The sequence below is a fragment of the Acinetobacter sp. HY1485 genome (assembly GCF_027568475.1).
In the GTDB taxonomy this organism is placed as follows: domain Bacteria; phylum Pseudomonadota; class Gammaproteobacteria; order Pseudomonadales; family Moraxellaceae; genus Acinetobacter.
On record NZ_JANKZG010000010.1, the window covers coordinates 16,994 to 37,525 of the forward strand.

Annotated in this window: 22 protein-coding genes; 10 read left to right on the plus strand and 12 right to left on the minus strand. The window is 39.2% G+C overall.

The annotated features are described in order from the left end of the window. The first annotated feature begins 29 nt into the window (after window positions 1–29). Entirely contained in the window at window positions 30–548 is a 519-nt protein-coding gene (locus PCI70_RS10205; protein WP_269915232.1) for an XRE family transcriptional regulator, read from the plus strand. An 11-nt stretch (window positions 549–559) separates the two neighbouring features. Here the strand turns inward: PCI70_RS10205 and hemJ are convergent, their stop codons facing one another. Beyond that, the gene (hemJ, locus tag PCI70_RS10210) at window positions 560–1,003 is read right to left on the minus strand and encodes a protoporphyrinogen oxidase HemJ (RefSeq protein ID WP_269915233.1); all 444 of its coding nucleotides are present in this window, start codon (window positions 1,001–1,003) and stop codon (window positions 560–562) included. 3 nt (window positions 1,004–1,006) lie between these two features. After that, on the minus strand, window positions 1,007–2,236 hold the full coding sequence (locus PCI70_RS10215) for a beta-ketoacyl synthase N-terminal-like domain-containing protein (RefSeq protein WP_269915234.1): 1,230 nt from the start codon (window positions 2,234–2,236) through the stop codon (window positions 1,007–1,009). Between the two features lie 194 nt (window positions 2,237–2,430). Here PCI70_RS10215 and PCI70_RS10220 point away from each other — a divergent pair, with 194 nt between their 5' ends. The 6 genes from PCI70_RS10220 (at window position 2,431) to rimI (ending at window position 8,581) form a co-directional block, all read left to right on the plus strand. Further along, window positions 2,431–3,420: an EcsC family protein gene (locus tag PCI70_RS10220; RefSeq protein WP_269915235.1), complete on the plus strand. Its 990-nt coding sequence runs from the start codon at window positions 2,431–2,433 to the stop codon at window positions 3,418–3,420. Between the two features lie 97 nt (window positions 3,421–3,517). Continuing rightward, window positions 3,518–3,892, plus strand: coding sequence for a 30S ribosomal protein S12 (rpsL, locus tag PCI70_RS10225; protein WP_004648013.1), 375 nt, complete (start codon window positions 3,518–3,520; stop codon window positions 3,890–3,892). A gap of 142 nt (window positions 3,893–4,034) precedes the next feature. After that, window positions 4,035–4,505, plus strand: coding sequence for a 30S ribosomal protein S7 (gene rpsG / locus PCI70_RS10230; protein WP_269915236.1), 471 nt, complete (start codon window positions 4,035–4,037; stop codon window positions 4,503–4,505). 124 nt (window positions 4,506–4,629) lie between these two features. Continuing rightward, window positions 4,630–6,765: an elongation factor G gene (fusA, locus tag PCI70_RS10235; protein ID WP_269915237.1), complete on the plus strand. Its 2,136-nt coding sequence runs from the start codon at window positions 4,630–4,632 to the stop codon at window positions 6,763–6,765. A gap of 91 nt (window positions 6,766–6,856) precedes the next feature. After that, a complete protein-coding gene (gene tuf, locus PCI70_RS10240; RefSeq protein WP_269913849.1) occupies window positions 6,857–8,047 on the plus strand; it encodes an elongation factor Tu in 1,191 nt (396 codons plus the stop codon). A gap of 66 nt (window positions 8,048–8,113) precedes the next feature. Beyond that, the gene (gene rimI / locus PCI70_RS10245; protein WP_269915238.1) at window positions 8,114–8,581 is read left to right on the plus strand and encodes a ribosomal protein S18-alanine N-acetyltransferase; all 468 of its coding nucleotides are present in this window, start codon (window positions 8,114–8,116) and stop codon (window positions 8,579–8,581) included. Here rimI and PCI70_RS10250 read toward each other — a convergent pair. From PCI70_RS10250 to trxB, 3 genes are read right to left on the minus strand one after another with little or no spacing between them, the layout of a single operon-like run. Further along, entirely contained in the window at window positions 8,565–9,386 is an 822-nt protein-coding gene (locus PCI70_RS10250) for an arginyltransferase (RefSeq protein ID WP_269915239.1), read from the minus strand. The two genes, rimI and PCI70_RS10250, sit on opposite strands and share 17 nt — an antisense overlap. Further along, window positions 9,352–10,104 (minus strand): leucyl/phenylalanyl-tRNA--protein transferase, encoded by a 753-nt coding sequence (aat, locus tag PCI70_RS10255; protein WP_269915240.1) that lies wholly within the window; start codon window positions 10,102–10,104, stop codon window positions 9,352–9,354. The genes PCI70_RS10250 and aat overlap by 35 nt, the downstream gene beginning before the upstream one ends. A gap of 33 nt (window positions 10,105–10,137) precedes the next feature. After that, the gene (gene trxB, locus PCI70_RS10260) at window positions 10,138–11,088 is read right to left on the minus strand and encodes a thioredoxin-disulfide reductase (RefSeq protein ID WP_269915241.1); all 951 of its coding nucleotides are present in this window, start codon (window positions 11,086–11,088) and stop codon (window positions 10,138–10,140) included. 159 nt (window positions 11,089–11,247) lie between these two features. Between trxB and PCI70_RS10265 the strand changes: the two genes are divergently transcribed. Both PCI70_RS10265 and PCI70_RS10270 read left to right on the plus strand, forming a co-directional pair. Then, on the plus strand, window positions 11,248–13,947 hold the full coding sequence (locus PCI70_RS10265) for a DNA translocase FtsK (RefSeq protein ID WP_269915242.1): 2,700 nt from the start codon (window positions 11,248–11,250) through the stop codon (window positions 13,945–13,947). Between the two features lie 10 nt (window positions 13,948–13,957). After that, a complete protein-coding gene (locus PCI70_RS10270) occupies window positions 13,958–14,581 on the plus strand; it encodes a LysE family transporter (RefSeq protein WP_269915243.1) in 624 nt (207 codons plus the stop codon). Here the strand turns inward: PCI70_RS10270 and PCI70_RS10275 are convergent. Beyond that, window positions 14,538–15,965 (minus strand): aminotransferase-like domain-containing protein, encoded by a 1,428-nt coding sequence (locus PCI70_RS10275; RefSeq protein ID WP_269915244.1) that lies wholly within the window; start codon window positions 15,963–15,965, stop codon window positions 14,538–14,540. The genes PCI70_RS10270 and PCI70_RS10275 overlap by 44 nt on opposite strands. 90 nt (window positions 15,966–16,055) lie before the next feature. Between PCI70_RS10275 and PCI70_RS10280 the strand changes: the two genes are divergently transcribed. Continuing rightward, on the plus strand, window positions 16,056–16,337 hold the full coding sequence (locus PCI70_RS10280) for a hypothetical protein (RefSeq protein WP_269915245.1): 282 nt from the start codon (window positions 16,056–16,058) through the stop codon (window positions 16,335–16,337). Here the strand turns inward: PCI70_RS10280 and PCI70_RS10285 are convergent. The 6 genes from PCI70_RS10285 to PCI70_RS10310 all read right to left on the minus strand — a co-directional run bounded on the left by PCI70_RS10285 (window position 16,318) and on the right by PCI70_RS10310 (window position 20,398). Continuing rightward, window positions 16,318–16,602 (minus strand): PA4642 family protein, encoded by a 285-nt coding sequence (locus PCI70_RS10285; RefSeq protein WP_269915246.1) that lies wholly within the window; start codon window positions 16,600–16,602, stop codon window positions 16,318–16,320. The genes PCI70_RS10280 and PCI70_RS10285 overlap by 20 nt on opposite strands. A gap of 72 nt (window positions 16,603–16,674) precedes the next feature. Further along, window positions 16,675–16,947: a cell division topological specificity factor MinE gene (gene minE / locus PCI70_RS10290; protein ID WP_269915247.1), complete on the minus strand. Its 273-nt coding sequence runs from the start codon at window positions 16,945–16,947 to the stop codon at window positions 16,675–16,677. Between the two features lie 2 nt (window positions 16,948–16,949). Next, complete coding sequence (minD, locus tag PCI70_RS10295) at window positions 16,950–17,762, minus strand: septum site-determining protein MinD (protein WP_269915248.1); 813 nt, start codon at window positions 17,760–17,762, stop codon at window positions 16,950–16,952. A gap of 25 nt (window positions 17,763–17,787) precedes the next feature. Then, window positions 17,788–18,462, minus strand: a complete 675-nt coding sequence (gene minC, locus PCI70_RS10300; RefSeq protein ID WP_269915249.1) for a septum site-determining protein MinC — start codon at window positions 18,460–18,462, stop codon at window positions 17,788–17,790. A 9-nt stretch (window positions 18,463–18,471) separates the two neighbouring features. Continuing rightward, window positions 18,472–19,497 (minus strand): preprotein translocase subunit SecA, encoded by a 1,026-nt coding sequence (locus PCI70_RS10305; RefSeq protein ID WP_269915250.1) that lies wholly within the window; start codon window positions 19,495–19,497, stop codon window positions 18,472–18,474. Then, window positions 19,484–20,398 (minus strand): acyltransferase, encoded by a 915-nt coding sequence (locus PCI70_RS10310; RefSeq protein ID WP_269915251.1) that lies wholly within the window; start codon window positions 20,396–20,398, stop codon window positions 19,484–19,486. Before PCI70_RS10310 ends, PCI70_RS10305 begins: the two co-directional genes overlap by 14 nt. Window positions 20,399–20,532: the final 134 nt, after the last annotated feature.

Consider the following 20,532-nt stretch of genomic DNA (forward strand, 5'->3'; position numbering starts at 1 on the left):
GCACAAAGTAATTTTTGTCAGGTAGTTTTATGTCAGTCGATCAAACTTTAAAACTGATTAGTGAAAATGTTAAATATTATCGCCATTTAAAAAATATGAGTCAGCAACAACTAGCAGATGCTGCACAAATGAGTCGCCGTATGTTGGCTGCATTAGAGAATAATAATGCCAATATTAGTTTGACGAAATTGGATATGTTGGCTCAAGCTTTAGATATTAAATTTTCAGATTTAATAGAAAACCGCGAAATGATTGTATGGCAAAAACAAGACAGTAAAGGGATTTTTTTAGGGGCTGCGCCTGCTCAAAAAGAAGCAGAATTATGGCTATGGACGCTTATGCCCGATGAAAAATACAATGCTGATGCCGACCCCAAAGGATATTCAGAAATTATTTATATCATTGAGGGTGAATTAAATATTACTCAAAATCAGCAAATGATGACGCTAAAACAAGGTGAAACCAAAATTATAACCACAACACAGGATTATACTTATGCTAATAAAACGAGCCATGAAGTCAGGTTTATTCGTAATGTGGTGTATTAAAAAAGCCCCAATTAAAATTGAGGCTTTACGACAACTAAAATGATCACTGCTAATAAAATAAGTGTTGGAAATTCGTTATATACACGCCAAAACTTATGTGATTTATAGTGAGCATTTTCAATGAGTTTTTTACGGTAATAGCCAGTTAAAAAATGATAAATAACTAAAATACCAACTAATGCAACTTTGAGATAAAACCAAATTGCGTCATGATAATGCTGTGTTGCATCGCCTAAATCGACCAAGAAATGTGCTGTAACGAGTGTTGCCACCATTGATGGACACATAATGCCACGATACAGCTTACGTTCCATTACTTGAAAGCGTTGATGACTAATCTCATCATCGCTCATAGAATGATAAATATATAATCTTGGTAAATAAAATAAGGCGGCAAACCAACATACCACTGCAATAATATGAAATGCTTTTACCCACAAAAATGCATCAGACATTCATTAGTTATCCCATTTTTTGAACACTAAACATGCGTTTACACCACCAAAACCAAAGCTATTGCTCATCACGGTATTCACTTGTGCATCACGCTTTTCAAGAACGATATCGTAACCTGCTGTACCTTCGTCAAGCTCTGTTACATTAATGTTTGGTGCAATAAAATTATTTTGCATCATAAGTACAGAATAAATTGCTTCTTGTACGCCTGTTGCACCTAAGCTGTGACCTGTCATTGATTTTGTAGAACTTACAGGAGGTACATTGCCTTCACCAAATGCACGTTGCATTGCTTGAAGTTCAACAATATCACCTGCAGGTGTTGATGTACCATGTGCATTGACATAGTCAATTTTATCTACGCCGTGTTGTTTTGCTTCATCAAGTACCATACGGATACAACGTGTTGCACCTTCACCGCTTGGTGCAACCATATCTGCACCATCACTGTTTGCAGCATAGCCTACAATTTCTGCAATAATATTTGCACCACGTGCTTGGGCATGTTCTAAAGATTCTAATACTAAACAACCACCACCACCTGCAATCACAAAACCTGCACGATCTTTAGAGTATGGACGAGATGCCGTTTCAGGAGAATCATTAAATTTATTACTCATTGCACCCATCGCATCAAATAATAAACTTTGTGACCAATGATCTTCTTCGCCACCTGCAGCAAGCATTAAATCTTGTTTGCCTAATTGAATCAGGTTGTATGCATAGCCAATTGCATCTGCAGACGTTGCACAAGCACTTGCAATAGAATGTGCGACACCTTGCAATTTAAATGCTGTACCAATGTTAGCAGTCACTGTATTCGTCATGTTACGTGGTACAAAGAAAGGACCTACTTTACGTGCGCCTTTGGTTTCTAAAATTTCATTCATTTCTACAACAGATGCTGTAGAACCACCACCAGAACCACCTGCAATACCGTAACGTGGGTTATTACCCAAATCGGCAACTTCAAGACCTGCTTGCTTAACTGCATCTAGCGCAGAATTATAAGCATACATGGCACATACGCCCATAAAGCGTTTTAATTTACGATCAATATGATCAAATTCTTCTTTTGCATGACCACTTACATGACTTTTAAAGTTTAAGTCTGCATATTTTTGATTAAACGTTGTACCAGAAATACCATTTTGTAAAGAATGCGTTACTTCTTCAAGTGAGTTACCAATACATGAGTTAATACCCATACCTGTGATGACAACACGTTTCATCTTTATATCCTTTAATTTTGGGCATGAAAATTACCCCAATAATAGCAGAAAGCTTTTTTAAATCTTATGGCAAATCTTATGCCTATTTGGTTTTTATTTGAAAATATACAAAAGATACATAATAAAGTTGAGATCATCCTTGCAAGGTTCTAGTATTTATCAATAAGTTAAAGAAAAATAATGAGGAGGTGTTTATGCCAAATCAAGTCAATGATGAAGCTAAAAGTCAGTCAAATACAATAGGTAGAGTGGCTAAAAAGCTCAACGATTTAGGTACGCAAAAGGTGAGTCCAATGCATTTTGATCAGCAAAAAGATGTGGTAGATACACAAACACCTAAAGCTATACAGCCAAATCCACAAACCTTAATGCGCCAATATATGCCTAATATGTTAGGTAAGCATTATGGACGAATTAGCCAAGTGGCAACTTTTATTTCGCCCACGGCAATGGATCGAGTATCAGACTATGTGTTTGATAAGCTGAATGACTTTTCAGAAAAACTGAGTAGTACAGATGCGGTTTTGGCACAAGCGGGCGTTAAATCTTTAGATAAATTAACGCAAGATGTTGCACGTTCTGAACGAATCAGCCAAGCACTGATAGAACAAAACAAAATTATGGCAACAGTGCAGGGCGGTGTTTCAGGCTTAATGGGTGTCATTGGTTCGGGCGTGGATATTCCAATGTCCATCTTTTTTGCACTTAAAACAGTGTATCAAACAGGGCGTGCCTATGGGTTTGTTTTAGATGAGCAAACACAAGATATTGTGCAATATGTGTTTAAACAAATTCCATTAGAAGATATTGCTCAAAAACAAAGTTTATTACTTGCAATACGCTCTCTTTCAACAGGATTACAAACACACGATATTGATAAGCTACAAAGTATGGTGGGGTCAAATAATGACTTTACTTGGATGAAAAAGTTTTTTAACTCAGAAGAACACAGCAGTTGGTTAAAACATTTACCTGATTTATCATCATTTGCTAAATTAACGCCTTTAGTGGCGGCAGGGGTGAGTGCAACTTATAGTTACAAATTTATTGAACAAGCAGGACAAACGGCTCAAGCAGTTTTTTCAACAGCTCGTCACTATTTAATCGAACACCCTGAGGTAAATTTGTCGCCTTTAGAGGCGTATCAACACGCAACTGCAACAAAACCTTTACTCACAGATTAGATTTGCGATATTGACCGCATATCAGTTTTTGCATACAATTACGTACCCTCAAAAAGTGCTTATTTTTTGGGTCAGTAATTAACGGGAGAATTGCCAAATGGCAACAACGAATCAGTTGATCCGTAAGGGTCGTACAACTTTGATTGAAAAATCAAAAGTTCCTGCGTTGAAGGCTTGTCCACAACGCCGTGGTGTGTGTACACGTGTTTACACTACTACACCTAAAAAACCTAACTCAGCAATGCGTAAGGTTTGCCGTGTTCGCTTAACTTCTGGTTTTGAAGTTTCTAGCTACATCGGTGGTGAAGGTCATAACTTACAAGAGCACAGTGTTGTGCTTATCCGTGGTGGTCGTGTTAAAGACTTACCAGGTGTACGTTACCATACCGTTCGTGGTTCATTAGACTGTGCTGGCGTTAAAGATCGTAACCAAAGCCGTTCTAAATATGGTACTAAACGTCCTAAGAAATAATTAGGCGTTAAGAACCAAGCAATCCTTTAGCGTTTCGCTTGTTTAATATCCAAGCGACGTATAGTAAGGCTAGCGTACTGTGCATGACACTTTGCACAAACTGCTAGATTATCCTGAAGTGTCATATTATTAGGTGTATAAAATGCCAAGACGTCGCGTAGTCGCTGCTCGTGAAATCCTGCCGGATCCAAAATTCAGTAGCCAAACAATCGCTAAATTCATGAACCACGTAATGCAAGATGGTAAAAAATCAATTGCAGAAAGCATTGTTTACGGTGCTTTAGACCGCGTTCAAGAAAAAAATAAAGTAGAACCAGTAGAATTTTTTGAAGCTACTCTTGAAAAAGTTCGCCCAATGGTTGAAGTAAAAGCTCGCCGTGTTGGTGGTGCTACATACCAAGTACCTATGGAAGTACGCCCATCCCGTCGTACTGCTTTAGCTATGCGTTGGTTAGTAGAAGCTGCTGCTAAGCGTTCTGAAAAAACAATGGCTTTACGTCTTGCTGGCGAGTTGCTTGATGCATCTGAAGGCAAAGGTGCTGCAATTAAAAAACGTGAAGACGTGCACCGTATGGCTGAAGCGAACAAAGCGTTCTCTCATTACCGTTTCTAAGCGGATAAAACAGGCTGTTACAAAAGTAATGTTAAGAAGCCTTGTATTCTTAACATTTAAACGCATTAAGTCTTTAGGCTTAATGCGTCCTGTTTTATAAATAACATTAGGAATGTAAGACACCATGGCTCGTCAAACCCCTATTTCTCAATACCGTAACATCGGTATTTCTGCACATATTGATGCAGGTAAAACTACAACAACAGAACGTATCCTGTACTATACAGGTGTATCTCACAAAATTGGTGAAGTACACGATGGTGCAGCGACAATGGACTGGATGGAACAAGAGCAAGAACGTGGTATTACCATTACTTCTGCTGCTACAACTTGTTTCTGGGCTGGTATGGCTAACCAGTTTAAACAACACCGTATTAACGTAATTGATACACCGGGACACGTTGACTTCACAATTGAAGTTGAACGTTCTATGCGTGTACTTGACGGTGCGTGCATGGTTTACTGTGCTGTAGGTGGTGTTCAACCTCAGTCAGAAACTGTATGGCGTCAAGCAAACAAATATAAAGTGCCTCGTTTAGCATTCGTGAACAAGATGGACCGTACAGGTGCAAACTTCTTCCGTGTTGTTGAACAAATGAAAACTCGCCTTGGCGCTAATCCTGTGCCAATCGTTATCCCTGTTGGTGCAGAAGATACGTTTACAGGTGTTGTTGACTTAATCGAGATGAAATCAATTATCTGGGATGAAGCATCTCAAGGTATGAATTTTGATCTTGGTGAGATTCCAGCTGACCTAGTTGATACGGCTAACGAATGGCGTACTAACATGGTTGAAGCTGCTGCTGAAGCTTCAGAAGCATTAATGGACAAGTACCTAGAAGAAGGTGATCTTTCTAAAGAAGACATCATCGCAGGTTTACGTGCGCGTACATTAGCTTCAGAAATTCAAGTAATGCTTTGTGGTTCTGCATTTAAGAACAAAGGTGTTCAACGTATGTTGGATGCTGTAATCGAATTCCTTCCTTCTCCTACAGAAGTTAAGGCAATCGAAGGTATCTTAGATGATAAAGCAGAAACTGCTGCAACTCGTGAAGCATCTGATGATGTTCCGTTTTCTGCACTAGCGTTCAAAATCATGAACGATAAGTTTGTAGGTAACTTAACATTTATCCGTGTTTACTCAGGTGTTCTTAAACAAGGTGATCCAGTTTATAACCCTGTTAAGTCTAAGCGTGAACGTGTTGGTCGTATCGTTCAAATGCACGCAGCAGAACGTCAAGATCTTGACGAAATCCGTGCAGGTGATATCGCAGCGTGTGTAGGTCTTAAAGACGTTACAACTGGTGATACACTGTGTGATGAGAAAAACATCATTACACTTGAGCGTATGGAATTCCCAGAGCCAGTAATTGCGCTTGCAGTAGAACCAAAAACTAAAGCTGACCAAGAAAAAATGTCAATTGCTTTAGGTCGTTTGGCTAAAGAAGATCCTTCATTCCGTGTACGTACAGACGAAGAATCTGGTCAAACTATTATTGCAGGTATGGGTGAGCTTCACTTAGACATTATTGTTGACCGTATGAAGCGTGAGTTTGGCGTTGAAGCGAACATTGGTAAACCAATGGTTGCTTATCGTGAAACGATCAAAAAATCTGTTGAGCAAGAAGGTAAATTTGTTCGTCAAACAGGTGGTAAAGGTAAATTCGGTCATGTATATGTTCGTTTAGAACCTATGGATGTTGACGAGTCTGGTAAAGAATACGAATTCGCTGAAGAAGTTGTCGGCGGTACTGTACCTAAAGAATTCTTTGGTGCAGTTGATAAAGGTATTCAAGAACGTATGAAAAATGGTGTATTAGCGGGTTACCCTATTGTAGGTATCAAAGCGACACTATTTGATGGTTCTTACCATGATGTCGATTCTGACGAATTGTCGTTCAAAATGGCAGGTTCTTACGCATTCCGTGACGGTTTCATGAAAGCAGATCCTGTTCTTCTTGAACCTGTAATGAAAGTAGAAGTAGAAACTCCAGAAGACTACATGGGCGATATCATGGGTGACTTAAACCGTCGTCGTGGTATGGTTCAAGGTATGGACGATTTACCTGGTGGTACTAAAGCAATCCGTGCTGAAGTTCCATTGGCTGAGATGTTTGGTTACGCGACTCAAATGCGTTCTATGTCTCAAGGTCGTGCAACTTACTCTATGGAATTTGCAAAATATGCTGAAACTCCACGTAACGTGGCTGAAGGCATCATTACTAAGTTCCAAACTGGTAAAAAAGGTGACGACGAGTAATCTTTCGATTATTCTAGTACCGAACTGAATATTAAGTTAAAAACCTATTGCTCATGAGTTGCTCTCATGAGCATGAATAAAGGAAGTCATCATGGCTAAAGCTAAGTTTGAACGTAATAAACCACACGTAAACGTGGGTACAATTGGTCACGTCGATCATGGTAAAACAACTTTAACTGCTGCTATTGCAACAATTTGTGCAAAAACTTACGGCGGTGAAGCGAAAGATTACGCAGCAATTGACTCTGCACCTGAAGAAAAAGCACGTGGTATTACAATTAATACATCACACGTAGAATACGATTCTCCAACTCGTCACTACGCACACGTAGACTGTCCAGGTCACGCCGATTATGTTAAAAACATGATCACAGGTGCGGCTCAAATGGATGGCGCGATTTTAGTATGTGCTGCAACTGATGGCCCAATGCCACAAACACGTGAGCACATCCTTCTTTCTCGTCAGGTAGGTGTACCTTACATCGTTGTATTCTTAAACAAATGCGACCTTGTAGATGACGAAGAATTACTTGAATTAGTAGAAATGGAAGTTCGTGAACTTCTATCTGCTTACGATTTCCCTGGTGATGACACTCCAGTAATCCGTGGTTCAGCTTTAGCTGCACTTAACGCTGACCAAGGTCAATATGGCGAATCAGCTGTAATTGCACTTGTAGAAGCGTTAGATTCTTACATTCCTGAGCCAGAGCGCGCAATCGACAAAGCATTCTTAATGCCAATCGAGGACGTATTCTCTATTTCTGGTCGTGGTACTGTAGTAACAGGTCGTGTAGAAGCGGGTATCGTAAAAGTTGGTGAAGAGATTGAAATCGTTGGTATCAAAGATACTACGAAGACAACTGTAACTGGCGTTGAAATGTTCCGTAAATTGCTTGACGAAGGTCGTGCAGGCGAGAACTGTGGTGTACTTTTACGTGGTACTAAGCGTGAAGACGTACAACGTGGTCAAGTATTGGCTAAGCCAGGTACAATCAAGCCACACACTAAGTTTGATGCAGAAGTATACGTACTTTCTAAAGACGAAGGTGGTCGTCACACTCCATTCTTAAATGGTTACCGTCCACAGTTCTACTTCCGTACAACTGACGTAACTGGTGCGATCCAATTACAAGACGGCGTTGAAATGGTTATGCCAGGTGACAACGTTGAAATGTCAGTAGAATTGATCCACCCAATCGCAATGGACGCAGGCTTACGCTTCGCGATCCGTGAAGGTGGTCGTACTGTAGGTGCTGGTGTTGTTGCTAAAGTAACTGCATAATCACTGAAAAGTAAGAAAAACGCTCCTTTGGGGGCGTTTTTTTTGTCAAATATTTGAGTAAAAAATATGATTCGTTTAATGCAAGCCAATGATGTAAATACGGTTTTTAATATTGAAAAGCAAGTACAAGTTAAACCTTGGTCACAAAAACAATTTGCAGAAGCTGTTGAGCAGTATGTCAGTACAGTAATTGAAATAAATGGCCAAGTGAGTGGATTTTGTATTTTGCAACCTGTATTAGATGAAGCAAATCTTTTGTTGATGGCCATTGATCCAAAGTATCAAGGGCAGGGGTTAGGATATAAGTTATTAAATCAATCCTTAAATTTACTTGAAAATGATCCTGTTCAAATTTTTCTAGAAGTAAGACAAAGTAATATCCATGCTATTAAATTGTATGAAAAGTCTGATTTTCATCAAATTGATCTTCGAAAAAATTATTATCCAAATTTAGATGGTACAAAAGAGCATGCCGTTATTATGGTAAAAGCTTGTAGTGACGATTTTTCTAAATTATTTAAAGCTTCTGTTTAATTAGTCGATCCCATCCTGATGGAAAGCGAGTCATCAGTGATTCGCCAAACTGATCAATTTCTTGGTCTGTAAGAGCGCGATTAAGACGTTGCCAACGGCTATCTACAAGCACCTCAAAAGGTAAATATTGGCTTTTATAGCGCATCTTTTTAGCATGCGGTACCCAATATCCTAGATAAACATAACTAAGTTGTTTGGATTTTATATATTCAATTTGTTTTAATATTGCAAATACGCCTAATGAGCGCTTTTGTTCGTTGGGTTCAAAAAAAGTATAAACCGCAGATAGTCCATCATCAAGGACATCGCATGCTGATACACTGATTAATGTGTCATCTTTCCAAAGCTCTAAAAAAAAGCCATCAATGACATTTTCGATTAAAAACTTTTCAAACTGTTCTTCGCTAGGTGGGTACATATCACCATCAAAATGTCTGAGATGAATATATTTTTCGTAAAGTTCATAATGTTGAGCGTTAAATTCTTTGATGGGGGTAATTCTGGTCGTGAGGTCTTGGTTGCGTTTCCATGCTTTTTTTTGTTGGCTATTCATTTTGAAATCTTGCACAGGAATACGACAAGATAAACACTGCCGACAGTGATGACACTCAGGCTTATAAATGAAATCTCCACTGCGTCTAAAACCAGACCGTGATAAATCTGATAAGGTTACTACATTAATTTTTTGTTTAGGATCTAGAAAAACCATACGAGATGGTTTGTTCTCAATATAACTACAGTCATGTGCAGGTGTAATAAAGTATTGTAACTCACTGGGCGGAAACTGCTGACGATATGAGTTCATGGTCTAGTTTCCTCCTGAAATTTCGATTTATAGCAATGTCCTGACTTAAAAATACACCGTCTTCATATTTTTTCCAATCTATTGAGGGCTTTTTAATGACTTTTTTTAATGAGTCTAAATATGCATCACGCGTAAGTGTAGTTGCACCTAAACTTAAAAGGTGGTCATTGACTAGTTGACAGTCAATCCAAGGGAGTTGTTGTTCTTGTCCAATGAGCATAAGCGTATAAAATGCCATTTTAGAAACATCTGTACGTTGACTAAACATCGATTCGCCAAAACAGCCTTGTCCAATGGTCACACCATATAAACCACCAACGAGCGTATCGTGTTCCCATACTTCTATACTGTACGCATCGCCTTGTTTAAACAGTTGAATATAACCTTGAATAATGTCTTCGGTAATCCATGTTTCTTGTTCGTAAGCACGGGGTAGGGCACAGGATTGAATGACTTGTTCAAATGCACGATTGACTGTAATTTTGTACTGCATTTTTTTCATGGTACGAACAAGTGACTTACTCGGTTTATAGTCACTTGGCACAATGATACAGCGTGGTTCAGGACTCCACCAACAAATGGGGTCATCTTCACTAAACCATGGAAAAAGTCCACTTTTATAGGCTTGTAATAAGGTGGTAGGCGTAAGATCGCCACCAATACAAATAAGTCCTTCGCCTGTGGGATCAGCTTCAATTGGGTTTGGAAATATAATCATAAAATAAAAAAGCCGTATTGCTACGGCTTGACTTTAGTTAGTGTTATCTAGGAATTTTTCTGCATCAAGTGCTGCCATACAACCAGAACCTGCTGATGTAATCGCTTGACGATAGATGCTATCTGCTACATCGCCTGCAGCATAGACGCCTTCTACAGAGGTTGCAGTTGCATTGCCCGATGTGCCACTTTGTATTTGAATATAGCCATCACGTAATTGGAGTTGATTCGCAAACATTTCAGTGTTTGGTTTATGCCCAATAGCAATAAATAAACCATGTACGTCAACGTGTTGTGTTGAATCGTCTTGCGTTGATTTAAGACGAACACCATTAACACCTGTTTGATCACCAAGAACTTCATCTACTTGGTGGTTCCAAATAATTGAAATTTTGCCTTCTTTTTCTTTTTCAAAAATATGGTCTTGTAAGATTTTTTCTGAACGTAAGCTATCGCGACGGTGTACGAGTGTAACGTGTTCGGCAATATTAGATAAATAAAGTGCTTCTTCTACAGCAGTATTACCACCGCCAACCACCATGACTTTTTGGTTTTTATAAAAGAAACCGTCACAGGTTGCACATGCGCTAACACCTTGCCCCATAAAGGCTTGTTCTGATTCTAAGCCGAGATATTGTGCTGTTGCACCAGTTGCAATAATTAAAGCATCACAAGTGTACTCACCCATGTCACCCTTTAGAGTAAAAGGACGTTGTGTAAGTTCTACTTCGTTAATATGGTCGTACACAATATCTGTACCAAAGCGTTCCGCATGTGCTTGCATACGTTCCATCAGCGCAGGGCCTGTTAAACCTTCAGGATCACCCGGCCAGTTGTCTACTTCGGTTGTGGTGGTGAGCTGTCCGCCTAATTGTAAGCCTGCAATTAATGTTGGCTTTAGATTGGCACGAGCAGCATATACCGCAGCACTATAACCTGCAGGGCCAGAACCTAAAATAATCAAACGTGAGTGACGCGCGCTCATAGTGATTTCCTTGTATAATGATCTATTGAAAAAATTATACGTTAAACATGCGCCCTTGTATGTGAACAATATAAAAATGCTAACAAAGTATTGCATCTTTTTTGGAATAAGGTGTGCATAATATGACGTTTAAATGGGTTTTAAAGTACAGGACTGTATATGACTGCGGTGTCTAGTGCATATGCACAGCGCTTACTAATCACATTATTTTTAGTGTCTTTTGGTATTTATTTATTTTTAGCAACGGTGACATATACGCCTTTTGATCCAGGCTGGATGCATATTTCAAGTGATACGCAAAAAGTCTCTAATGCAAGTGGGGTAGCAGGCGCATGGATTGCAGATTTGCTGTTTGGCTTTTTGGGTTGGGCAAGTCTACTTTTACCCATTTTCTTTTTTATAGAAGCCATTCAGGTATGGTGGCCACGTAGTTTTTTAAATCGTCCATTTAGATATGCGGCACAGTTTTTTATTTTGCTTGCAACGGCAAGTATGCTGTATTTATTTTGGACAGTGCCGAGTGATGCCTTAGACAATGCTTCAGGCGGTATTATTGGTTTTGAAGTTGGGCAAAGTTTATCTAATTTATTGACCATTTATGGAGCAAGTGGCTTTTTAATTTTACTGTTGATTATGTTAGCAACGCTTGCATTTGGAATACAGTGGAATAAAACATGGGCAACTTTAAAAGCCACACCTAAATATTTACAAGATTTATTTTATAAAAATGTACCCGAAAGTGAGGCAGCATTTGATTTAACAACAAAACCTAAAAAAGAAGCCTCCGCTGTCAAAGTACAAGTAGAAGAAGCACCAGAAGTTGTTCCTGTAGTGCAATCTGTCTCTGTGGTAGATCCTGTTGCAGAAAAATTATTTGATGATTTTGCACAGCAAGAGCAAGAAATAGTAAAAAAAGTAGAGCCACCTCAACCTATTTCAAAACCTGAACCTAAAAAACCGAAGGCTGTAGATTGGGATGATGATGCCGTATTTAATGAGTTAATTCATAAAGTTTCTGAATCTGCACAAAAAGAAGATCATTCTATTGATGAAATTGAAGCACTTTTGAAGCAAGCTGAGCAACAGCAACAGCAACAGCAACAGCAACAGCAACAGCAACAGCAACAGCAACAGCAACAGCAAGTTATCCAAAAGCAAGAAGAAGTTGAGCCTGTTCGCCGTACGTCTAGCTATGCACAATCGACGCCATTTACTCAAGGCAAAATTAATGTAGAGCCGCCATCTTCGTTGTCTAAAGAAGAGTTTATTGAAGCATGGCAAGAAACCGCAGGTAAGCCCGACCTAGATGCACCATTGACGGATGCTCATGGGCGTCCAATGTCGCGTGCGATGCAAGTAGTGGAAAACCGTCGGCATCTTTCAACATTACCAAGTGAAAGTTTGTTAGATAATGTTGATCCAAATAAAAAAGTTCATTTTACAGAAGAGCAATTAGATCGCTTATCTGAATTGTTAGAAATTAAATTACAAGAATTTAATGTGAAAGCGACGGTGGTTGAAGCACAGCCGGGACCTGTAGTCACACGTTTTGAGCTAGATTTAGCACCGGGTGTGAAGGCATCAAAAGTCACTAATATTTCTAAAGACTTAGCACGTTCAATGTCGATGGCATCGGTACGTGTGGTTGAGGTCATTCCGGGTAAGCCTTACATTGGCATTGAAGTACCGAATAGTGCGCGTGAAATGGTGCGTTTGATTGAGCTGTTAGATACACCAACCTATCGCGATCCAAGTGGTTTAATTAGCATGGCAATGGGTAAAGATATTTCGGGTAATCCTGTACTGACAGACTTAGCCAAAGCACCCCATATGCTCGTTGCAGGCACAACAGGTTCGGGTAAATCGGTGGCTGTAAATGCGATGTTGCTTTCCATGTTGCTTAAATACACACCTAAAGATTTGCGTTTAATTTTAATTGACCCCAAGCAATTAGAACTTGCCAATTATAGCGATATTCCTCATTTGCTCACGCCTGTTGTAACCGACATGAAAGATGCCGTGAGTGCATTAAATTGGTGTGTAAACGAAATGGAACGTCGTTATAAGCTGATGGCGGTGCTTAAAGTACGTAAAATTGTGGATTACAACCGTAAAGTTGAAGAAGCCATTGCCAATGGGGAAGATTTACTAGACCCAACATGGAAGCCAAGTGACTCGGCAGTACAAGAACGTGCGCCACGTTTGCAACCGTTACCGATGATTGTGATTGTTGCCGATGAGTTTGCCGACATGATTATGCAGGTAGGTAAAAAAGCAGAAGAAATGATTACGCGACTTGCACAAAAGTCTCGTGCAGCAGGCATTCACTTATTACTTGCAACACAACGTCCATCGGTTGATGTGATTACAGGCTTGATTAAAGCCAATATTCCGACGCGTGTAGCATTGCGTGTAAATAGTAAAATTGATTCTCGAACTATTTTAGATGCAGGCGGTGCAGAAGATTTACTTGGGCATGGTGATATGTTGTTTTTAGGACCGGGTAAAATTGAACCTGAACGTGTACATGGCGCGTTTATTAGTGATGATGAAGTGAATCGTATTTGTGATGCATGGCGTGAACGTGGTGAACCTAATTATGTGGATGAAATTTTAACACCATATGATGAGGAACCATCATCTGCACGTGGAACAGATGATGGAGGAGACCCTGACCGTGATGTGTTATACGATCAAGCGGTAGCTTTTGTATTAGAAACACGTAAGGCATCTGCGTCATCATTACAGCGTAAGTTTAGTTTAGGTTATAACCGTGCTGCACGTTTAATTGACACCATGGAAGAACAAGGTGTGATTAGTGCAATGGGTTCGAATGGTCGCCGTGATATTTTAGTGTAAGGAGTTATGTATGTTTACAGCACTATGTGGGTTAGTTGCTATTCATTTATTTGCGCTCATTACGCCTGGTCCTGATTTCTTTTTTATTTCGCAAACGGCCATTAGTCGGACTAAAAAAGAAACCTTATTTGCAGTGGCAGGTATCAGTGCCGCTGTGATGGTGTGGGCAACATTAGCCCTTTTAGGATTAAATATTTTATTTGAAAAAATGGTGTGGCTTAGACAGATATTGTTAATTGGTGGTGGGCTTTACTTGGGATGGCTTGGGTTTCAACTGCTACGTTCGGCATTATCAAAAACAGCACCATCTAACCATCAAGTAGAGTTGCCACAGGCACCCATTAAATTTTTTGTAAAAGGGTTACTCACCAATTTATCTAACCCTAAAGCGATTATTTATTTTAGTAGTGTATTTTCTATTTTTTTAGCAAATCCTACTTTAGATCATGTGCATTGGTTACTGCTTTTAATTGTTGTAATAGAAACGGCACTTTGGTTCTTGTTGGTGAGCTTTGTATTTTCACTACCTGCTTGTAAAGCGGCATACCAACGTTCTGTAAAATGGATTGATGGAATTTCAGGTGGTATCTTTACTTTATTTGGGGCGTTTTTGCTTGCAAATAGCAACAAGTAATCCAATCCATGAGTTTTTTCAGGGCATCTTTAATCTCTGTATTGAGTGGATGTCCTGCATTAAGCCGAATATAGTGTTTATATTTGGCATCTTCTCCAAAAACAATGCCTGGCACAATACTGATACTTTGTTGAAGTGCAAAATTATATAACTCAAATGTACTGACTTCTTGAGGTAGCTTTAACCAAAGTGCATAACCACCTTGAGGTATAACGATCTGCACATAAGGGCATAGTTTTTGTATGGTTTCAATATAAGCGTTTACCTGCTGCAACAGTTGACTGCGTAATCGCTCAATATGTTTTTTGTACTGTCCACTATAAATAAAGTCTGCAAGCCCAAGCTGTAATGGTGTATTGACCAACATATTATGGTTTAAAAAATGGGTGCGTAAATGCTGTGTTTTATTGCCTAAACAAACCCAGCCAATACGGTACGCACTCGACATAGATTTAGAAACTGAGCCCGTCCAAATGACATAGCCTGATGTATCCCAATATTGAATAGGTAAGGGGCGTTGTTGTTGGTAGCCACATTCTGCATAAATGTCATCTTCAATGATATAGCACTGATATTGGGCAGCTAGTTGTGCAATTTTTTGTTTTTCTGTATGACTTAAACAATAGCCAAGCGGATTTTGGTAGTTGGCAGTCAGTAAGCAGACCTTAGCTTGTCCTGATTGCATGACCTCTTCTAAGCGTTGTAAGTCTATTCCTTGTGTGTCTGATGGAACTTCAATAATTTTACGCTTTAAACTGGCAAGTAATTGTAGTTGTCCGTTAAATGTGGGCGTTGGAATAATAATGGCATCGTTAGGTTGCGTTAAGGATTGAATACTGAGCGAGAGTGCAGCCATACAACCGTTGGTGATTAAAATATCATTGGCTGCTACATGTATGCCATCTTCTGCCCAAAGTTGGCTAAATGCTTCTCTGAGTTTTAGATGCCCCTGCCGATTACAATATAAAAAATCTTCTGAATGGCTGTGTTTTAACGCACGTTGAATAGAATGCCGTAAAGGATCAATTGGAATAAGGGTTGCACCTAACTGGATTGCACCTAAGTGAATAATTTTGGTATGACTTGAGGCTTCTTGAATTTGATCAAACAATTCAAAATTAGATACATTTCGTTGTACGGATGGAAAATTAATGCGTTCTAATACTGCATGTGTAGTTGGTTGTGCTTGTACAAAGTAACCCGATTTTATTTTTGAATAAATGTAACCTTGTGCCTCTAACCATACATAGCATGCTTGAGCCGTGCTTAAACTAATGTGATGCTGTTTGGCAAATACTCTTAACGAGGGCAGTTTACTATGTGCAGGCAATTCTTTGAGCTTTGGAATCAGCGTTTGTGCGAGTGTTTGGTAAAGAAAAGCCATGACTGTACTGCTTTTTTAGTTAAAAGTGTATCTGTATAGGATATCACACGCTTTTTATGATGGTGCTATTCAAGGATAGGAAGCACCAATATGAAATGGTTCATCATAAGTAGTTTATTTTTGGTTGGATGTAGTCAAAACCCAAATACTTGCGATACATTGGTAAATGGATATTTACATACACAAAGTGATTTAGATTATACGTTGGTTAATAAAAATAAGACGTCTAGAGGTTATCACTATGATTATGGAAGACTTGATGAAAGAAAATTTGTTAGCCGTATATTTGAATGTAACATTGAAAAACAAGGCTATACGTTACATGAGAACCATGAAGTGGTGAGTGCGGTGATTATACCGCACTTAAAATAGCTAAAAATTCATCACGCTGACGTGGAAATTGAGCAATCACATCTTGAATGGTCTGTCCTTCAGGATTTGTAGCCTGAATATCACGACCATCTTTTAAAAACTGATCGACCAAGCGTTTAAAATCATAGGCACGCATATGTTTATACGCATTGTATAACACATGAAAATCAGCGTTAACACCATGTGGGGGTAGATGGTTTAAGTAAGCAAAAACACGCTCATCTGACCATTCTTCGTTAAATGTTGCAGGTTGAGAAACTGCCATAATTCTTCCAATAAAAAAGGGCAAAATATTATTTTGCCCCAAATCACCTAAATAGGCTAATCAGTATTTAGATTAACGTTCGTCAGGTAAATTGATATTCATTTCCAACATTTCAAGGTTCGCTTCAGAGCGTACCTGCATTTGAATATGTTGCTCATCCACACCACGCACGTAGCGGTTAACCACTTGCATGATTTCCGTTTTCATTTGATCGATTTTATCTTGGCTTAGACGACGTCCTAAACCTTGCTCAGACGCAACGATTACTTTTAGTCGGTCTTTTGCAGTTTGTGCACTGGTTGGACGCTCCTCACCACCAAAAATTTTATTCCAAAATCCTGCCATGATTATGCTCCAAATAGACGGGCTAACCAGCCTTTAGGTTTTGCAGCGATGTGACGATAAGGACGTTCTTCGCCTAAGAAGCGTGCTACGAGGTCATCATAGGCTTCACCTGCTTTTTGATCTGTATACAAAATGACAGGTTTACCTTCGTTTGATGCTTGTAAAACGCTTGGACATTCAGGAATAACGCCCATCGTTGGAATACGTAAAATCTCTTTAGAAATATCATCAATTGAAAGCATTTCTTGGCGATCTGCACGTTCTGGATTAAAACGTGTAATACACAAGTGTTTACGAATACGTCCTTCGTTATTTTCTACCTTTTTGGTCTTGCTATCAAGCATTCCAATAATACGGTCAGAATCTCTAACAGATGAAATTTCAGGGTTGGTGACAATGATGGCTTCATCTGCATGGTACATTGCAAGTACCGCACCACGCTCAATACCTGCAGGCGAGTCACAAATAATATAATCAAATTCTTGTGCAAGCTCTTCCATTACGCGTGCAACACCTTCATCGGTAAGTGCATCTTTATCGCGTGTTTGTGAAGCAGGTAAAATAAATAAATTTTCGATATCTTTATCGCGAATAAGCGCTTGAGGTAAACGTGCTTCGTTATTAATTACATTTACAAAATCGTAAACCACTCGACGTTCACACCCCATGATCAGGTCGAGATTACGTAAGCCTACATCAAAATCAATAACAACTGTTTTATGCCCGCGTAGCGCTAAGCCTGTTGCAAATGATGCACTCGTTGTAGTTTTACCTACACCGCCTTTGCCTGATGTAACGACAACAATTTTAGCCACCGAATTAACTCCTGTTGCGGTTAATTTAAATTTCTAGCGTTTCAAAAACAAGCGCTTGTTGCTCGTTTAAATAAATATGAGCAGGCTTCTTTTGTACATGAAGCGGTATATCGTCTGCAACACAATATGTGCCTGCAATAGAAATAAGTTCTGCATTTAAAACTTGGCAAAAAATACGTGCCTGAGCGTTGCCACTTGCTCCTGCAATAATTCGTCCTTGTGCGGCGCCATAAATGTGTACATTGCCACTTGCAATGAGTTCTGAACCACTGTTCATACTCGCATTTAAAATGATATCACCTTGTTCTTGTACAAGACACTGCCCCGTACGCAAGATGTCATTATGATACGAAGTGATATGGGTTGCACAATTTATTTTTGTATCTTTTGCCTCTTCTTTTGTGGGCTTAATACGTTGCAGTGGACGGTCTGAAGGTAAAACAGGAAACATACGTTCGCGTGCTTGATCACCTAAAACACCGTCCATAACAGCCATGGTTTGTAAGCCCACTTCACTTAAAATTTGAAGCAACGTATCTAAGTTTTGTTCAACGGTACTGTCAATAATAATAGTTGCCCCTTCATAGGGACTATCTTGTAAAAGCTCGTTGAGTTGTTGGCGAATCGCATCATAATTATTTGTGTCGAAGGTTAAGCGAGAGAAATTAACCATTCTGCCTGTAATGCGTATGTCTGCCATAGTGTTTCCTTAATTTTGATCAGTCGCATTTAAAATGTGTTGCCATTGTTTAACTTTAACTTGCTTGCGTACGGCCGCTAAAGTTTCGTATACCACAGACTCAACCAATTGTTCGAGTTGATGATTATCAATATTGAGTTGGCTAATGGTTTGTGCAACGTGCTGATAGGTTGGGTTAGGATGTTGTGTTGAGCCTGTTGTTAAAGGTTGTAATAAGCCATCTACGACATTTTGCCCTAAGCGTTTGCCAATATGCTGAATTTGGTCTTCTATTTTAGCACCTACAATAGGAATAAGCCTGAGCATTTGCGTGAGTTCAGGTGTGTCAGCAATGGCTTTTTCAATTACGCTTCCCATACCCTGTGCAATTTGCAGATGTTGTTTGCGTAACTCGGTGGCAAGTGTTTCTTGTAAAAGTTGTGCAAAGGTGTGTGCAAACATATCACGGTGATGGTCGACTAAATCGTGAATAATTTGTTTATGCGTTGAACTTGTATCAAGTTCTTGTTTAACCCCATCAATGGCAGTGATGATGACACGGTCTGAAAGTTCTTCCATCAAAACATTATAGTAAAAACGTCCTGTTTTTTGCCATGCCAGTGGTACAACTTGATAGCCCAATTCGTGTAAGCGATAGGCAATAATGCCTGCACGTAACAATCGGAAAAACCGTAACGCAGGAAAGATAGCAAGGACTTCGTACCAATGGATAAATGGAAAGAAAAACCACCGTTGATGATGCTTTTGAACAATAGACACAAACCAACGTGTGAAAAATTCAGCCACTAAAAAGCAAATAAACCATGTTTCTGAATATTCAACCCATGGGTGTAAAACGTTGCGGTAGGTTGTGAGCAATTCATTAGCATGAAGAAAGGGGCTAAGCCAATCTGCAAAATGGCTCATTAAAATGGCATTTACAATCAAACAAAGTAAATTCACCACAATAATGAGCATCATTAAGATGTCGTAGCCTAGATAGATTTTCCATGCTAGCGAGTTATGGTCGACGCGATGAAATTTATTTCTTTTCATGGTCTTGTTTAAGTTGCTCAATAATCTCGTCTTTTTCTTTCCATATTTTATTAAGCCATTGGGCAAATTGAGCACGGAATTGACGGTCTTCTTCGTAATTACCTTCTAAAATCCAAGTCGGAATTTCAACTTTACGCATGTGTACCATCACTTTAGGCACGTCACCCAGCCAAAATTCGCTGTATTCAGGCACACCTTCAGGATAAACAATGGTCATATCCACCAATGCATCTACTTTCTCACCTAGAATATTGAGGGCAAGTGCAATACCGCCTGCTTTAGGTTTTAAAAGATGTTTGTAAGGCGATTTCTGTTGTTTTTGTTTTTGCGGTGTTAAGCGTGTACCTTCGACATAATTAAGTAAGGTAAAAGGTTGGCTAAGTAACTGCTCGCATGATTTACGTGCTTCTTCCATATCACGGTGTTTAAGTGCAGGATTTTTTGCAATTTGTGATTTGGTGTGACGCTTCATCATCGGAAAGCCTAAAATTTTAAAGGCTTGCCCCACAACAGGAATAAAAATAAGTTCCCACTTGGTAAAAAAGCGGGTAAGGGGCATACGTGTGCGTCCAAAGTATTGGTTAACTGTGGTATCTACCCAACTTTGATGGTTACACAGCATGAGATAACGCCCATCGAGTTGCAGGTTTAAATCTTCTTCAATTCGGATATCCCACTTGGTTTGTGGCAAGATTTTATCAATCAGCCAATTGTTGACACTGAGCCACTTATTTGCAAATTCAATATTTTTTTCATCAATTTGTTTTGATTGTTTGATGAGTTTTGTTAAGCCAAGGGCTAAAACAGGTGTACCATTAATAATGCTATTTCCTGTAATCACTGAACCAACAGTGAGTCCACGTTTAATTTTTTGAAATACGCTTGGTTGTTTGCGCTGCATGCAACTGAACCCTAAAAATATTCATGTGAAGAAGTTTAGTCAAAATCTTGTCAGAAGCCAAAAGATTTTCTTAAGCATGTTATCAAATTGTTACAAGAGTGCTTTTTTTTAACAAAATATGAATATTTATCTGT

Coding starts and splice junctions, on each gene's coding strand:
- PCI70_RS10205 (WP_269915232.1), top strand. CDS start 30: ATGTCAGTCGATCAAACTTTAAAACTGATTAGTGAAAATGTTAAATAT.
- rpsL (WP_004648013.1), top strand. CDS start 3,518: ATGGCAACAACGAATCAGTTGATCCGTAAGGGTCGTACAACTTTGATT.
- PCI70_RS10285 (WP_269915246.1), bottom strand. CDS start 16,602: ATGGCAGTTTCTCAACCTGCAACATTTAACGAAGAATGGTCAGATGAG.
- PCI70_RS10215 (WP_269915234.1), bottom strand. CDS start 2,236: ATGAAACGTGTTGTCATCACAGGTATGGGTATTAACTCATGTATTGGT.
- PCI70_RS10275 (WP_269915244.1), bottom strand. CDS start 15,965: ATGGCTTTTCTTTACCAAACACTCGCACAAACGCTGATTCCAAAGCTC.
- aat (WP_269915240.1), bottom strand. CDS start 10,104: ATGATTATATTTCCAAACCCAATTGAAGCTGATCCCACAGGCGAAGGA.
- PCI70_RS10270 (WP_269915243.1), top strand. CDS start 13,958: ATGTTTACAGCACTATGTGGGTTAGTTGCTATTCATTTATTTGCGCTC.
- minE (WP_269915247.1), bottom strand. CDS start 16,947: ATGGCAGGATTTTGGAATAAAATTTTTGGTGGTGAGGAGCGTCCAACC.
- minC (WP_269915249.1), bottom strand. CDS start 18,462: ATGGCAGACATACGCATTACAGGCAGAATGGTTAATTTCTCTCGCTTA.
- PCI70_RS10250 (WP_269915239.1), bottom strand. CDS start 9,386: ATGAACTCATATCGTCAGCAGTTTCCGCCCAGTGAGTTACAATACTTT.
- PCI70_RS10305 (WP_269915250.1), bottom strand. CDS start 19,497: ATGAAAAGAAATAAATTTCATCGCGTCGACCATAACTCGCTAGCATGG.
- rpsG (WP_269915236.1), top strand. CDS start 4,035: ATGCCAAGACGTCGCGTAGTCGCTGCTCGTGAAATCCTGCCGGATCCA.
- rimI (WP_269915238.1), top strand. CDS start 8,114: ATGATTCGTTTAATGCAAGCCAATGATGTAAATACGGTTTTTAATATT.
- PCI70_RS10310 (WP_269915251.1), bottom strand. CDS start 20,398: ATGCAGCGCAAACAACCAAGCGTATTTCAAAAAATTAAACGTGGACTC.
- hemJ (WP_269915233.1), bottom strand. CDS start 1,003: ATGTCTGATGCATTTTTGTGGGTAAAAGCATTTCATATTATTGCAGTG.
- PCI70_RS10265 (WP_269915242.1), top strand. CDS start 11,248: ATGACTGCGGTGTCTAGTGCATATGCACAGCGCTTACTAATCACATTA.
- PCI70_RS10220 (WP_269915235.1), top strand. CDS start 2,431: ATGCCAAATCAAGTCAATGATGAAGCTAAAAGTCAGTCAAATACAATA.
- fusA (WP_269915237.1), top strand. CDS start 4,630: ATGGCTCGTCAAACCCCTATTTCTCAATACCGTAACATCGGTATTTCT.
- trxB (WP_269915241.1), bottom strand. CDS start 11,088: ATGAGCGCGCGTCACTCACGTTTGATTATTTTAGGTTCTGGCCCTGCA.
- tuf (WP_269913849.1), top strand. CDS start 6,857: ATGGCTAAAGCTAAGTTTGAACGTAATAAACCACACGTAAACGTGGGT.
- PCI70_RS10280 (WP_269915245.1), top strand. CDS start 16,056: ATGAAATGGTTCATCATAAGTAGTTTATTTTTGGTTGGATGTAGTCAA.